Origin of the sequence: Brooklawnia sp. (assembly GCF_032229645.1) — a bacterium.
Lineage (GTDB): Bacteria > Actinomycetota > Actinomycetes > Propionibacteriales > Propionibacteriaceae > Brooklawnia.
In genome coordinates this window covers 1-14,861 of record NZ_JAVTWX010000037.1, presented here as the reverse complement: position 1 = coordinate 14,861, position 14,861 = coordinate 1, and the positions used below count along the sequence as shown (strand labels likewise).

Annotated in this window: 15 protein-coding genes; 13 read left to right on the top strand and 2 right to left on the bottom strand. The window is 64.3% G+C overall.

Annotated elements, in window-relative coordinates:
* Together AAFP05_RS02245 and AAFP05_RS02240 are read left to right on the top strand one after the other, a co-directional pair.
* Nucleotides 1-402 (top strand): isocitrate/isopropylmalate family dehydrogenase (locus AAFP05_RS02245; protein WP_341728226.1); only part of this gene is annotated, 402 nt, incomplete at its 5' end.
* Between the two features lie 62 nt (nucleotides 403-464).
* The gene (locus AAFP05_RS02240; protein ID WP_341728225.1) at nucleotides 465-1,931 is read left to right on the top strand and encodes a hemolysin family protein; all 1,467 of its coding nucleotides are present in this window, start codon (nucleotides 465-467) and stop codon (nucleotides 1,929-1,931) included.
* A gap of 16 nt (nucleotides 1,932-1,947) precedes the next feature.
* Here AAFP05_RS02240 and AAFP05_RS02235 read toward each other — a convergent pair whose 3' ends face one another.
* Nucleotides 1,948-2,802, bottom strand: a complete 855-nt coding sequence (locus AAFP05_RS02235) for a DUF2510 domain-containing protein (protein WP_341728224.1) — start codon at nucleotides 2,800-2,802, stop codon at nucleotides 1,948-1,950.
* A gap of 19 nt (nucleotides 2,803-2,821) precedes the next feature.
* Nucleotides 2,822-4,135: a TrpB-like pyridoxal phosphate-dependent enzyme gene (locus AAFP05_RS02230; RefSeq protein WP_341728223.1), complete on the bottom strand. Its 1,314-nt coding sequence runs from the start codon at nucleotides 4,133-4,135 to the stop codon at nucleotides 2,822-2,824.
* Nucleotides 4,136-4,194: 59 nt separating this feature from the next.
* Here AAFP05_RS02230 and AAFP05_RS02225 point away from each other — a divergent pair, with 59 nt between their 5' ends.
* From AAFP05_RS02225 to metG, 11 genes are all read left to right on the top strand, one after another.
* Nucleotides 4,195-5,025, top strand: a complete 831-nt coding sequence (locus AAFP05_RS02225) for a BMP family ABC transporter substrate-binding protein (RefSeq protein WP_341728222.1) — start codon at nucleotides 4,195-4,197, stop codon at nucleotides 5,023-5,025.
* Between the two features lie 15 nt (nucleotides 5,026-5,040).
* The gene (locus AAFP05_RS02220) at nucleotides 5,041-5,844 is read left to right on the top strand and encodes a BMP family ABC transporter substrate-binding protein (protein WP_341728221.1); all 804 of its coding nucleotides are present in this window, start codon (nucleotides 5,041-5,043) and stop codon (nucleotides 5,842-5,844) included.
* A 60-nt stretch (nucleotides 5,845-5,904) separates the two neighbouring features.
* Nucleotides 5,905-6,126, top strand: a complete 222-nt coding sequence (locus tag AAFP05_RS02215) for a hypothetical protein (RefSeq protein ID WP_341728220.1) — start codon at nucleotides 5,905-5,907, stop codon at nucleotides 6,124-6,126.
* Between the two features lie 74 nt (nucleotides 6,127-6,200).
* Complete coding sequence (locus AAFP05_RS02210) at nucleotides 6,201-7,247, top strand: Dyp-type peroxidase (protein WP_341728219.1); 1,047 nt, start codon at nucleotides 6,201-6,203, stop codon at nucleotides 7,245-7,247.
* Nucleotides 7,244-8,059: a family 1 encapsulin nanocompartment shell protein gene (locus tag AAFP05_RS02205; protein WP_341728218.1), complete on the top strand. Its 816-nt coding sequence runs from the start codon at nucleotides 7,244-7,246 to the stop codon at nucleotides 8,057-8,059. Before AAFP05_RS02210 ends, AAFP05_RS02205 begins: the two co-directional genes overlap by 4 nt.
* A gap of 9 nt (nucleotides 8,060-8,068) precedes the next feature.
* Nucleotides 8,069-8,455 (top strand): cytidine deaminase, encoded by a 387-nt coding sequence (locus tag AAFP05_RS02200; protein WP_341728217.1) that lies wholly within the window; start codon nucleotides 8,069-8,071, stop codon nucleotides 8,453-8,455.
* 10 nt (nucleotides 8,456-8,465) lie between these two features.
* A complete protein-coding gene (locus AAFP05_RS02195; RefSeq protein ID WP_341728216.1) occupies nucleotides 8,466-9,422 on the top strand; it encodes a ribonuclease HI family protein in 957 nt (318 codons plus the stop codon).
* A 228-nt stretch (nucleotides 9,423-9,650) separates the two neighbouring features.
* Entirely contained in the window at nucleotides 9,651-11,030 is a 1,380-nt protein-coding gene (locus tag AAFP05_RS02190) for a ribulose-bisphosphate carboxylase (RefSeq protein ID WP_341728215.1), read from the top strand.
* 26 nt (nucleotides 11,031-11,056) lie between these two features.
* A complete protein-coding gene (locus AAFP05_RS02185) occupies nucleotides 11,057-12,094 on the top strand; it encodes a class 1 fructose-bisphosphatase (RefSeq protein WP_341728214.1) in 1,038 nt (345 codons plus the stop codon).
* A gap of 30 nt (nucleotides 12,095-12,124) precedes the next feature.
* The gene (locus AAFP05_RS02180; RefSeq protein ID WP_341728213.1) at nucleotides 12,125-13,021 is read left to right on the top strand and encodes a phosphoribulokinase; all 897 of its coding nucleotides are present in this window, start codon (nucleotides 12,125-12,127) and stop codon (nucleotides 13,019-13,021) included.
* Between the two features lie 220 nt (nucleotides 13,022-13,241).
* On the top strand, nucleotides 13,242-14,861 hold a 1,620-nt coding region (gene metG / locus AAFP05_RS02175; RefSeq protein WP_341728212.1), incomplete at its 3' end, for a methionine--tRNA ligase.

Below are 14,861 nucleotides of genomic sequence, written 5' to 3'. Positions count from 1 at the left end.
GACGGCGACGTGCAGTCCGACACTGTTGCCCAGGGCTTCGGTTCGCTGGGTCTGATGACCTCGGTGCTGATGAGCCCGGACGGCAAGACCGTCGAGGCGGAGGCCGCGCACGGTACCGTCACCCGGCACTTCCGCCAGCACCAGCAGGGCAAGGCCACCTCCACCAACCCGATCGCGTCCATCTACGCCTGGACCGGCGGGCTGAAGCATCGCGGCAAACTCGACGGCACCCCCGAGGTGACCGCCTTCGCCGAGACCCTCGAGCAGGTCTGCGTGCAGACCGTGGAGTCCGGCAAGATGACCAAGGATCTGGCGCTACTGGTCGGCCCCGATCAGGAATGGCTCACCACCGAGGAGTTCCTGGCCGCACTGGACGAAGGACTGGCCGCTCGTCTGGCCTGACGCCACCGCACAAGAGAGCTGCTCGTTGAGTGACCCCGGTAGAATCGCCGGAGTGAGTGATCATGCCTGACCTGCTCGTTTCTATCGGGATCATCTTCGTCCTGCTCTTCGTCGGTTTCCTCTTCTCGGCGGCCGAGATGGCATTGGTGACGCTGCGCGACTCGCAGATTCAGCGTCTGCAAACCAAGGGCAAGCGCGGCCAAGCCATCATCGCGCTGACCGGGAATCCGAACCGCTTCTTGTCCTCGGTGCAGATCGGCGTCACGCTGGCCGGGTTCTTGTCGTCCGCATTTGGCAGCGATTCGCTGGCCGGCAGCTACCTGGCCCCATGGTTCACCAGCCTCGGCCTGGCGCCCGGATTGTCGAGCGTGCTGGCAGTGATCGTGGTGACCGCGATCATCTCGTTCTTGTCGATCGTGCTCAGCGAACTCACCGCCAAGCGGCTGGCGATGCAGCGTCCCGAAGAGTTCGCCCTCGCGCTGGCCCCGATGGTGAGCGCGATCGCGAAGATCGCCACCCCGCTGATCTGGTTGATAGACAAGTGCACCAACATCATGGTGCGCATCCTGGGCGGCGATCCCGAAGCCGGTAAGGAAGCAGTCACCGAGGACGAACTGCGCTCAATGGTGGCCAATGCCGACATGCTGGGCGACGAGGAACGCCGGATCGTCGATGACGTCTTCGATGCCGGCGACCGAAGCCTGCGCGAGGTGATGGTGCCGCGCACCGAGGTCGACTTCCTGCCCGGAGATATGACCGTCTACCAGGCGATTCGTCTGGTCCAGGGCAATCAGCGGTCGCGCTATCCGGTCACCGACGGTTCCCCCGACCAGGTCGTCGGTTTCTTGCACGTGCGCGACCTGATGGGCCTCGACACCGTGTCCCGGCAGGCTCCGGTCAAGCAACTCGCGCGTCCGGTTCTCAACCTGCCGGAGACTGTCAAGGTACTTCGCGCGCTCACCGAGATGCGCAGAGAGTCGTCGCATCTGGCCATCGTCCGCGACGAATACGGCGGCACAGCCGGCATCGTCACCATGGAAGACCTGATCGAGGAGCTCATCGGCGACATCACCGACGAGTACGACGTGGTGGACGATGACCAGATCAAACACGAGATGGTTTCCGACCTGGAAGGCCTGATCTCGTTGGAGGACTTCGCCGACCGTACCGGCTACGAGATTCCCGAAGGACCCTACGACACCCTGGCCGGATACGTGATGTGCCGGCTGGGGCGGGTGCCGAAGCTGAACGACGCGATCATGGTGGAGCTGCCCCCCGAGAACGCGCCGGAGGACTCGCTGCAGCTGACGCGATTCTCAATGCGCGTCTCCGAGATGGACGGCCACCGCATCGCCTGGGTCGACATCACCCGGCTCGAAGACATCGGCACCGATGCCGCCGCGGATGCCGCAACCGCTGGCAAGGAGCCGATGGACGACAATGAGCGCGCCCGCCGTCACGACAGCCAGGTGCGCCGTCAGCTGGCCGAGGCCTCTCAGGCGGCCGATGAGGCCGAGCCGGGCATCTGAGACCCTGCTGGCCTCCTCAGCCGACCACTCGCAGTCCGGATGTGACGACCTCGACCACGGCCGCGTGATCATCGCGTTCGACCGGCACCGCGGAGAAAAACCAGGTACGCAGCGGGGCGCTGTCGATCACGATCACCCGCAATCGTGATCCCTTGGTCTCCAGTCGCGGGTCGTCGAAGCGGACGATGAAATCCGCTTGGGTGGCGCTGACATCGTCGATGGTGATTGTCTGCTCGGCGTAGTCGTCCATCGTGACATCGACCGACGCGTAGAACCCGCTGGTCAAGATGCACTGAGCCATCATGCGGGCGGTGTTGGAGGTGCTGGTGAAGTGGGGATCTGCCAGGATCCCGATTGTCATCGATGATAGCCATGGCTTCTGGTAGGGCAGCCGTTGTGTATATCCCCAGCCAACACTGCCCAGTGGCATCCGGGAGTCGGATTGCGGGCCATTCCAATCCGTGCCCGGCGACGGCATCGACAACGGGCCAACCGTCAGCGGGTCTGTTCGCGGCGTGGGCATGGAGCCGACCGCTGCTGGTGCGCAGTTCGACGGGGCCGCGCTACCCGGATCTGGTGTCGGCGCCGATGTCTCGTCCCAGCCGCTCACCGTGGGCGTGGACGAGTTGGTGTCCTCGATGATCGGTCCCGGGTCTTGTCTATTGATCCGGATGACCATCAGCAGCACCGCGACCGCCGCGAGGACGGTGACAGCGACGATCATCCACGCCCGGCCGCCGCGACCTCTGCTCGGGGCGGGGCGCCCGGCACCGGGCGAGGCAGGCCGGACATCGTTGGTCCACTGCCTGCCGTCCCAGCGCCGGAGCCGACCCGAACCTGCGGGGTCCGGGTACCAGCCCGGCTGACTCATCGGTTCCAACCCGAATTGATCAGGCGTCGATCATCGTCCCGGACAAGTAGTCCGCGTAGGCCGGCAGATCGAGTTGCCCGCTGCCGGAGACGCCGATCAGCACGACCTGGCCGGCGGCATCGTCCTCGGCAGCCCGCAGATGAGCCACCGCGCCGGCGATCGCGTGATTCGACTCGGACGCCGGGATAATGCCCTCGGCCTTGGCGAAGAGCACACCCGCCGCGAAGGCGTCCCGCTGCTTGATCGCCACCGCGTCCAGCAGTTTCTGATCGTAAGCGGAGCTGACCAGCGGAGACATGCCGTGATAGCGCAGCCCGCCGGCGTGCACCGAGGCAGGGACGAAGTCTGCGCCGAGGGTATACATCTTCAACAGGGGAGTGAAGCCGCCGGTGTCGCCGAAGTCGTACCGGTACTCGCCCTGGGTGAGTGACGGCGCAGCGGCCGGTTCACAGGCCTGCACATGCACCGAGGCGCCCGCCGTCAGGTTCTCGTGCAGGAAGGGGAAGCTCAGACCAGCCAGGTTCGAACCGCCACCGGCGCAGGCGAAGAGATGATCGGGTAGCCGTTCGCCGACCAGCTCCAGCTGAGCCAGCGTCTCCAGACCGATCACTGTCTGATGCAGTGTGACGTGGTTGAGCACGCTGCCCAGCGAGTAGTTCGCCTCCGGGTCACCGGCGGCGACCTCGATCGCCTCGCTGATCGCCATCCCCAGCGATCCGGTCGTATCGGGGAACTTCTCGCGGAGCCGGCGTCCGATCTCGGTGCCCTCCGACGGGCTCGGCGTCACATGTGCGCCGAAGGTCTCCATCTGCATCCGGCGGTAAGGCTTGGTCTCGTAGCTGTTGCGCACCTGCCAGACGTCGCAGGTCAACCCGAAAGCCTGGCAGGCGAAGGCCAGCGCGGCACCCCACTGCCCGGCGCCGGTCTCGGTGCACAGCCGCTTGATGCCGGCCTGCTTGTTAAAATAGGCCTGCGCCACCGACGAGTTGGTCTTGTGGCTGCCGACCGGTGAGGCACCCTCGTACTTGAAGTAAATCTTCGCCTTGGTGCCCAGCGCCTTCTCGAAGCGGTGTGCCCGGTACAACGGCGAGGGACGCCACAGGCGGTAGATATCGCGCACCTCATCGGGAATCGGGATCCACCGCTGCGTGCTCACTTCCTGGGCGATCAACGCCTCCGGGAAGATCGCCGCCAGATCCGCCGGCCCGGCGGGCTGCTTCGTCGCGGGATTCAGTGGCGGCGGAGGAGGAGTCGGAAGATCGGGAGTGAGGTTATACCAGTGCGTGGGAATCTGGTCCTCGGGCAGCAAAATCTTGGTGCGCTCATCGGTCATGGCTTGAGGCTAGCTGATGGCTGAACTATGTTCGCCGTGCGATCATCAGGAGGTCTTTCGTGCATAGGCTACGTCCGCTGTTGTCTGTCCTGGCCGCTGTGGCCCTCGTCGGATGCGCGAGCGGCCCGGGCGCTGGCCCGACCGGCTCGTCCACCCCGACACCCACGCCGGGGGCGTTCAAGGCCTGCATGGTCGCCGATGAGTCCGGTTTCGACGATGGCGGAGCCAATCAGCAGGCCCACAACGGTCTGATACAGGCCGCCACCGACCTGAAGATCCTGGTCGGCCAGGCGCAGGCCGACGCCGAGAGCGACTACGCCTCCTCGATCGCCTCGCTGGTCGGTGCGCAATGCTCGCTGGTCGTGACGGTCGGTGCCCAGCATGCCGCCGATACCCAGACCGCCGCCCAGACCAATCCTTCGGTGAAGTTCTTGCTCGTGGATGCCCAACCCGCCGAGCCCCGGCCGAACCTCAAACCGCTGCTCTTCGACCTGGCAGATGCTGCTTTCCTGGCGGGCTATGTCGCTGCGGCCCAGACTCCGAGCGGCACCGTGGCCCTCGGCGAGCAGACTGACGAGCCCTACCGCAACGGTTTCGCGGCCGGTGTCGACTATTTCAACCAGACCAAGGGCGCCGCCGTCCAGGTCGCCGCTGACCCGTCCGGCGGCACCGATGGCGTGCGCAAGATGGTGGACGCCGCGGTCATCAGCGCCGTTGGCGAGGCCGCGCTAGGCCAGTTCAGCAGCGCACCGTACTACGGGACTCTGAAGGACGGCGGGGTCGACATCGTCCCGCTGGACAGTTCGGCCGGCGACGAACTCAAGACCGATGTGGAGACCCTGCGCGCGGCGCTGATAGCCGGCTCGGTCACCCCGCCGGCAGCGGGTTAAGTAGGCTGTCGAGCCATGACAAAGGGATTGACCGCACTCGCCGGCGCCCTGCTGGCACTCACTCTCACCGGCTGCGCCCAGCCACCGGTCACGACTACCAGCAGTGCTGTCGAACCGGACGCTCCCGCCGGGCCGAGCTTCAAGGCCTGCCTGCTCACGGATGCGGGCAGTGCGTCGGCCGGCAGCCCGGCGCAGCAGGCCATCGACGGACTGGACCGGACGCAACGCGAACTCGCCATCGAGACGGATTCGGTCACCGCCGACTCATCCGCCGATTACCCGCGGGTGCTGCAGTCGCTGGTCGATGCTCAATGCTCGATCGTGGTCGCGCTCGGCTCCGGCATGGCGAACTCGGTCGAGGCCGCCGCCAAGACGAACCCCGGCGTGCAGTTCGCGCTGATCGATGCCATCCCGAACTCTGCCCCGGCCAACCTGCGTCCGGTGCTGTTCAGTGTCCAGGAGTCGTCTTTCCTGGCCGGCTACGCCGCTGCAGCGCGCTCGACCAGCGGCAAGGTCGGCGTCTTCGGGGCACTCAATGTGCCCGCGGTCACCATCTATATGGACGGCTTCGTGCAGGGCGTCGGCTACTTCAATCAGGCCAAGGGAGCGCAGGTGCAGGCCCTCGGCTGGAAGGTGGACGCGCAGGATGGCACCTTCGTCCGCTCGGACAGCGCGCCCTTCTCCGACACCGCAGCCGGGCGAACAGCTGCCGAATCCCTGACGGCTCAGGGTGCGGACGTGATCGTGGCGGTCGCCGGCGACTCGGGCCAAGGTGCTCTACAGCTCGCGTCCGAGGACAGCGGCCTCAAGGTGATCTAGACCGACAGCAACGGTTGTCTCGCGCAGGCCGGCTATTGCGCCCAGCAGTTGGGCTCGGTCGTGAAAGATCGCGGCACGGCCATCTTTGAGCTGATCCGTGCCGACCAGGACGGCCGCAGCTCCTCGGGTGTCTTCACCGCAGGTCTGCGCAACGGCGGAACCTCACTGGTTCAGGCCCAGGATGGCGAGTTCGGACCCGAACTGACCGCCGAGTTGGACGCGATCGCCAAGAAGATCATCGACGGTTCGATCACGGTGACCTCCCCTGCCGCCATAGGGTGACCTTCGTCAGCCCGTGGGTCACGGGTCGAATGAACCCCCTAGACTGGTCGTGATAGCGCGAGAAGGGCGGACGAATGACCGAGGCGAGGCCGCAGGAGCTGGCACAGTCCGTTTTGGAGGTGCCGGCGAAAGCAGCGATCTTCCTCACGGTCACAGTTCGGGATGGCGCCGAGCAGGACCTGCGGGAGGCACTCGCAGACGTGCCGGGGCTCAAACGCTCGGTCGGTTTCCGGATCCCCGAGGCAGGGCTCAGCTGCGTGGTGGGTATTGGGTCGCGATTATGGGATCGTGCCTTTACCGATCTGCCCAAGCCGGCCGGTCTGCATCCGTTTGTTCCGCTGACCGGCCCGGTGCACTCGGCGGTCGCCACCCCCGGCGATGTCTTCTTCCATATTCGCGCCATCCAGCCTGACCTCTGCTTCGAATTGGCTCGCCAGCTGATGCTCCACTTCGACGCACTGGTCGATGTTGTCGACGAGGTACACGCCTTCCGCTACTTCGACGAACGCGATCTGCTCGGTTTCGTCGACGGCACCGAGAGTCCCGAACCCCCGGTCGACGACGTCGCCGCGGCACTGGTGGCCGACGATCCGGTCTTTAACGGATCGAGCTATCTCATCGTCCAGAAGTACTTGCACGATCTGACCGCGTGGGAGTCGCTGTCGGTCGAACAGCAGGAGCGCGTCATCGGACGCACCAAGCTCAGTGACATCGAACTGCCGGACGATATCAAGCCGTCGAACAGTCATGTGGCGCTCAATGTGATCACCGATGCCGATGGCAACGAGCGGCAGATCGTCCGAGACAACCTGCCATTCGGGCGCGTGGGCGAGGCCGAGTTCGGCACCTACTTCATCAGCTATGCCGCCGACGTTGCCGTCACCGAGCAGATGCTCACCAATATGTTCATCGGGAATCCGGTGGGCAATTACGACCGCATCCTCGACTTCTCGACGGCGGTCACCGGCTGCCTCTTCTTCGTCCCGCCGGCCGGTCTGTTGGACGATCCGGAATCCTATGGCACCCCCGCTGTGACCGAGCAGACGACAGAAGCAACCCATTCATCAAAGACCGACGGCTCGCTGGGCATCGGCAGCTTGAAAAGGAGTGGTTCGAAATGAACAACCTGCATCGTGAGCTCGCCCCGATCTCGCAGGGGGCCTGGGAACAGATTGAGGACGAAGCCCGTCGCACCTATGAGCGCTGGATCGCCGGCCGGCGAGTGGTCGATGTCAGTGGCCCCGATGGCACTGAGCTGTCGGCGGTCGGCACCGGGCATCTGAGCCCGATCGAGGCGGTGGCGTCAGGGGTCCTCACCCGGCAGCGCGACGCCAAGCATGTCGTCGAGCTGCGGGTGCCCTTCCGGGTGACCCGGGAGGCGGTGGACGATGTCGAGCGCGGCTCCGAGGACTCCGACTGGCAGCCGGTCAAGGATGCCGTTCAGCAGATCGCGCTGGCTGAGGATCGCGCGATCTTCCACGGTCTGGCATCGGCGGACATCGAGGGCATCGCGCAGACCAGCAGCAACGAGCCGGTCAGTGCGCCCAGCGATGTGGACGACTTCCCCGAGGCGGTAGCGCATGCGGCCACCGAGCTTCGGCTGGCCGGTGTGGGCGGCCCCTACAGCCTGCTGCTCTCGGCCGGCCTGTACACGGACGTATCGGAGACCAGCGTTCATGGCTACCCCATCGTCGATCACCTGGCGCGGATGCTCGACGGCGAGATCATCTGGGCGCCGGGGCTCGAAAGCGGCGGTCTGCTGGTCACCACCCGCGGCGGCGACTACGAACTGCACCTGGGACAGGACCTGTCGATCGGCTATCTCTCGCACGACGCCGACAGCATCGAGCTCTACCTTCAGGAGTCGTTCACCTTCCTGGCCTATACCGCGGAGGCCAGCGTGGTATTGGAGATCTCTGGCGACGACGACTGAGCCTGGGCGGTGGGCCGCTGGGAAGAGCTGCAGTCTGCGGCTCGCGAGATGACCGCACGTGCTTACGCCCCGTATTCGGGCTACCGGGTCGGGGCGGCCGGGGTGACGGCCGACGGACGTATCGTGGCCGGCTGCAACGTCGAGAACGCGTCGTACGGTGTGACGCTGTGCGCCGAATGCGGACTGATCTCGCAGCTAATGGCGACCGGTGGCGGACGCCTGGTGGCGTTCTGCTGCGTGGATGCATCCAGCAAACCGGTGATGCCGTGCGGACGCTGCCGCCAGCTGCTGTGGGAACATGGCGGAGCCGATCTCGAGCTGTTGACCCCGCTCGGAGTACGGACGATGGCCGAAATCCTGCCGCAGGCCTTCGGCCCCGATGACCTGATGCGCTAGCGTGTCGGACGTGATCATCGCTGCCGCCGACGGTTCGTCCTTGTCAAACCCCGGTCCTTCGGGCTGGGCCTGGTACATCGACGACGACTGCTGGCATGCGGGCGGCTGGCCGAAGGGCACCAACAACAAAGGGGAGCTGTTCGCCGTCCTCGATCTGCTGCGCTCAACCGCTCAGGTCGCCGATCAGCCGCTGAAGATCCTGTGCGACAGCCAGTACGTGATCAATGCGGTGACCAGGTGGATGCCGGGCTGGAAACGCAAGGGCTGGAAGAAGGCCGACGGTCAGCCGGTGCTCAACCAGGATCTGATGAAGGCGCTGGACGAAGCCCTGGTGGGTCGCGACGTCACCTTCGAATGGGTCAAGGGACATGCCGGGCATGCCATGAATGAGGCCGCGGACGAACGAGCGCGGGCGGCGGCAACCGCCTATCGCGACGGCACCTCGGTCGATCACGGCCCGGGATTCGGTCCGGCGGACGCCAACGGGTCTGTCATCGAAGAGATCCCGGTCACGTCGACTACCGGCAGTGCACCGTCGAAGACATCAGCGACGCATCGATCCGCCGAACAAGCAGGTCGGCCGCAGCCTGCCTCGGAGTCGTCCCAGCCGATGCTCGGCGTCGAATTCGATCCCGACATCGACGCAGTGATCGGCTTCGAGAAGGAATTGCTCTTAGACAAGGTGCGCAGCGACTCGAACCGGGTGCGCGAGTTGCTGCATCCGCAGTTCAGCGAGTTCGGATCGTCCGGCCGCATCTGGACCCGGAACCGACTGCTTGCCGAGATCGCGCCGATGCCGGTGCGGGTCGGCTTCGAGCCGATCGCCTCCGACAAGCTGGCCGACGATGTCATCTTGTTGCGCTGGCGAGCGGTTGGTGCACACAACAGCTGGCTGCGCAGTTCGGTCTGGCAGCGCATGGACGGCCGTTGGCGGCTGCTCTTCTCGCAGGGGACTCAGGTTCCCTGAGTCCTGATCGATTCCGTCGCTCATATTTCCGGTTCCCATCGGCTAGGCTATTTTCGTTGCCGAGGCCGACCAGTCATCAGCGGAGATGAGGCCTCCCCGGTTCTGAAGACCGAGGATTCTGATCTTCGATCGCATTGGTGTCAGCGAAGACACGCAGCCACTGCGGTGACTCGAAGCGCGGTGCAAAGCACGATATAGCTTCCGTCTGTTGGAACCCAAGGAGTCATCGTGGACCAGTCAGCCCGTTACGCCGATCTCAATTTGCGCGAGCAGGACCTCATCGAAAGCGGTCGGTTCATTCTCTGTGCCTACAAACTCAAGCCGAAGCCCGGCACCGGTTATTTGGAGGCCGCTGCGCACTTCGCCGCCGAATCGTCCACGGGAACCAATGTGGAGGTCTCGACGACCGACGATTTCACCAAGGGCGTGGACGCGCTCGTCTATCAGATAGATGAGGCGTCGGAGGAAGTGCGGATTGCGTATCCACTGGAATTGTTCGACCGGAATATCATCGACGGCCGGATGATGCTGGTCTCTTTCCTCACGTTGACCATCGGTAATAACCAGGGCATGGGCGACATCGAGTACGCCAAGATGTACGACTTCTACGTTCCGAGACGCGCCATCGAATTGTTCGACGGCCCTGCCATGAACATCGCTGAGTTGTGGCGGATCCTCGGTCGTCCGGTCGAGAACGGTGGTTACATCGCCGGCACGATCGTGAAGCCGAAACTGGGCCTGCGTCCGGAGCCGTTCGCTCGGGCCTGCTACGAGTTCTGGCTGGGCGGCGATTTCATCAAGAATGACGAGCCGCAGGGCAACCAGGTCTTCGCCCCGCTGCGGCAGACCATTCCGCTTGTCTATGACGCGATGAAGCGGGCGATGGACGAGACCGGCGAAGCCAAGCTGTTCAGCGCGAACATCACTGCCGACGACCACGCCGAGATGATCGCCCGCGGCGAGTTCATCTTGCAGGTCTTCGGCCCGGACGCGGACAAGGTGGCCTTCTTGGTAGACGGTTTCGTCGGAGGGCCCGGCATGATTACCACTGCTCGGCGCAACTTCCCGAGGCAGTTCCTGCACTACCACCGGGCCGGTCACGGCATGGTCACCTCGCCCAGTTCGAAGCGCGGCTACACCGCCTATGTGCTCGCCAAGATGGCCCGTCTGCAGGGCGCGTCCGGCATTCACGTCGGCACGATGGGGCACGGCAAGATGGAGGGGGCCGCCGATGACAGAGCGATCGCCTATATCATCGAGCGCGAGGAATATGCGGGCCCTGCCTACTTCCAGAAGTGGTATGGAATGCGGGCGACCACGCCGATCGTTTCGGGCGGTATGAATGCACTGCGCTTACCCGGATTCTTCGCCAATCTCGGGCATGCCAATGTGATCAATACCGCCGGTGGCGGCTCTTATGGCCACATCGATGGCCCTGCTGCCGGGGCGCTCTCATTGCGGCAGGCCCACGACTGCTGGGCAGCGGCCGCCGATCCGGTGGATTGGGCCAAGGGTCATCGCGAGTTTGCGCGTGCCTTCGAGTCCTTCCCCGGTGATGCCGACCGGCTCTTCCCGGGTTGGAGAGAGCAGCTCGGCGTTGTCGGCTGACGGCTAGCGGCTATCAGGAGAGCCCGATGGCATCTAGAACCCTGACCCAGTATCTCTTGGACTTCGGCGCGCGCGAGAAGGGAGGTGAATTCGCGCAGATCTTGAGTGCGGTCTCAGTGGCGATCAAGTTGACTGCGTCGACAGTCGCGCGCGGTCCGCTGATTGTCGACCAGGCCGGCAGTCAGCTACCCAGCGAGGAGCAGGTACGGCGCGCGTTGCGGCGGCAAGCCACCAACGCGCTGCTCGCTCAGACCGAATCTTTGGATCAACTGGCGGGTATTTCGATCGCGGGATCGACCAAGATCCAGCAGGTCAATGCCGATGGTCGCTACCTGTTGTTGTTCGAGGCGATGCATGGCATGACGAACTTGGCCGACAATCTGCCGGTCGGATCGGCCTTCTCGGTGCTCGAGCGACAAACCCGCGGTCCATGCACCGCCGACGACTTCTTGCAGCCGGGCACGAACCAGCTGTCTGCTGGGGTGGCGCTCTATGGTCCCAGAACGGTGCTGACCTTGACCACCGGCGAAGGCGTCGATGGGTTCACCCTGGATCGTGAGGTAGGGAACTTCGTCTTGACCGGCCCCCGGCTGATGATCCCGCCGGAGCGTCCGGTATTCGCGATCAACGCCACGGAAGCTCCACACTGGCCTGCTCCGGTGAAGCGCTACGTCGAGGAGTGCGTGCTTGGCGCCGAAGGACCGAGAGGTCGCGACTATACGATGCGCTGGAACGCGTCCGCGTTGGTCGGGGCCTACCGCGTCCTGACCAGCGGTGGGCTCTTCCTCGTCCCGCAGACCGACAAGCCGGACGCCTGGCTGGCCCCGCTCTTGCACAACGCTGCACCGCTGGCCTTCCTCGCCGAGCAAGCTGGTGGCGCGGCGACCACGGGTATCCAACGTGTGCTCGAGGTGGTGCCCGAGGGGCTCACTTCGCGGGTGCCACTATTCCTGGGTTGCGTCAGTGAGGTGGAGCGCATCCGGCGCTACTTCACCGAGGAGCGCGACGCCGATCGTGAGTATTCCCATCCGCTTTTCCGCAACCGCACCCTGTTCACCGACTGATCAAGCGACCCTTGAACCGAGGAAAACACCATGTCACGCAAGCATCCGGTGGTCGCGGTGACCGGCTCGTCCGGCGCCGGCACGAGCACGGTCACAGACACCTTCCAGCAGATATTCGCCCGCGAGTCTGTGACGGCAGCGATCGTCCGCGGTGATTCTTTTCACCGCTACGACAGGGCGGGGATGCGGCTAGCCGCTGAGGAGGCTGTGGCTGCCGGGCACGGCGAGTTCAGCCATTTCGGCCCGGATGCCAATCTCTTCCTCGAACTGGAGTCACTATTTCGGCAGTATGGCCAGACCGGCAGCGGTCGGGTACGTGAATACGTGCACGACGACCGTGAGGCCGCGGAATTCGGGCAGCAGCCCGGCACGTTCACACCATGGCGCGACCTGCCCGAAGGCACCGACCTGCTCTATTACGAGGGACTTCACGGCGCCGTCCAGACCGACACCGTGGATGTCGCCCGATACGCCGACTTGCGCATCGGGGTCGTACCGATCATCAATCTGGAGTGGATTCAGAAGCTGCACCGGGACCGCTCCGCGCGCGGCTATTCCACCGAGGCCGTGACCGACACCATCCTGCGGCGAATGCCCGACTATGTGCACTACATCTGCCCCCAGTTCGCCAACACTCACATCAACTTCCAGCGGGTCCCGATCGTGGATACCTCGAATCCGTTCATTGCCCGGTGGATTCCCACTCCGGACGAGTCGATGGTGGTGATCCGGTTCGCCGACCCACGCGGAATCGACTTCCCCTACTTGCGCTCGATGATCGATGGGTCGTTCATGTCCCGGGCAAACAGCATCGTGATCCCGGGTGGGAAACTCGATCTCGCCATGCAGCTGATCCTGACCCCGTTGATCTGGCGGCTGGTGCAGAATTCGGGCCGGTCATCGGCCGAGCCGAACGGGGGCCGTTGAACGGGGCCGGAAGCGCTTAACGCGCCTGAGTGCTCCCCAGATGGCTGTTTCATCCGCAAATGACGCCATTGAGGTGATCTAGGGAGCACTGAAGCACGTTGAGCCACTATGCCGCCGGTGGTCCGACGATTCACGACTGTCGGAATGGCCGCCCGCCCGGCCTCCCGCAGGCGGTGAACCGGGAACGACTCACTATTGTCGAGCCCCTAGACTGAACCCCATGTGCGCTCACATCCTTGCTACCGCTGCCTGGCCCTATGCGAATGGGCCGCGTCATATCGGGCACGTCTCCGGTTTCGGAGTGCCTTCGGACGTCTTCGCGCGGTTCATGCGAATGTCGGGCCACGATGTCTTGCTGGTCTCCGGGTCGGACGAACACGGCACCGCCATCCAGGTGAAGGCCGAATCCGAAGGGCTCACCCCGCAGCAGGCCGCTGACAAGTATCACCGCATCATCGTCGATGATCTGCAGGGGCTCGGACTCAGCTACGACCTCTACACCCGCACCACCACCGAGAACCACGCCAAGGTGGTGCAGGAGATGTTCCGCGTTCTGCATGCCAACGGCTACATCGTCGAGAAGACCCTGATGGGCGCGATTTCGCCGTCCACCGGGCGCACACTGCCCGACCGCTACATCGAAGGCACCTGCCCGATCTGCAAGTTCGAGTTCGCCCGGGGCGACCAGTGCGACAACTGCGGCAACCAACTCGATCCGATCGACCTGATCAACCCGCACAGCCGCATCAACGGAGAGACTCCGGAGTTCCGTGAGACCGAGCACTTCTTCCTCGACCTGCCGGCGCTGGCCGATCAGCTGAAGGAGTGGCTCGACACCCGCCGCGATTGGCGTCCGAATGTACTGAACTTCAGCTTCAACTACGTCAAAGAACTCAAGCCTCGCGCTATCACCCGTGACCTCGACTGGGGCGTTCGTATCCCGGTCGAGGGCTGGGAAGACGATGACATGAAGCGCATCTACGTGTGGTTCGACGCGGTCACCGGATACCTTTCGGCATCCATCGAATGGGCCAAGCGCACCGGCAATCCGGACGCCTGGCGCGCCTGGTGGACCGATGGCAATGCCCGCTGCTATATGTTCATGGGCAAGGACAATATTGTCTTTCACTCGGTGATTTGGCCGTCCATGCTGCTCGGTGTCAATGGTCAGGGCAGCCTCGGGGGCAAGCCCAGCGAGTGGTTCGGCACCCTCGATCTGCCGACCGAGGTCGTCAGCTCCGAATTCCTCACCATGAAGGGCTCGAAGGTCGACACCTCGCACGGTCATGTCATCTACGTCGGCGACTTCTTGCGCGAATTCGGTCCGGACTCGCTGCGCTATTACATCGCTGTGGCTGGTCCCGAGGCGCGAGACACCGATTTCACCTGGGACGAATTCGTCCGCCGAAACAACACCGAATTGGCCAACGAATGGGGCAACCTGGTCAACCGTTCGGTGTCGATGGCCAACAAGAACAACGGTTCCATCCCCCCGATTCATGAACTGCAACCGGTCGACCAGGCACTGCTGGACGCCAGCAAGGCGGCTTTCGATACCGTCGGCGCGTTGCTCGAGCAGCGTAAATTCAAGCAGGCCATCTCCGAGGCGATGCGGGTGGTCAGTTCGGCCAACCAGTACCTGTCGCAGACCGAGCCGTGGAAGCTGAAGGACGACACCGAGCGCCGCGATACCGTGCTGCACGTCGCGTTGCAGATCGTCTCGGACGCCAACACCTTGTTGACCCCGTTCCTGCCGCATTCGGCTCAGCGCGTCTTCGAACTGCTCGGCGGTGAGGGTGTTTGGGCTGCTCAGCCCGAGATTCACGAGGTGGACGAGGGT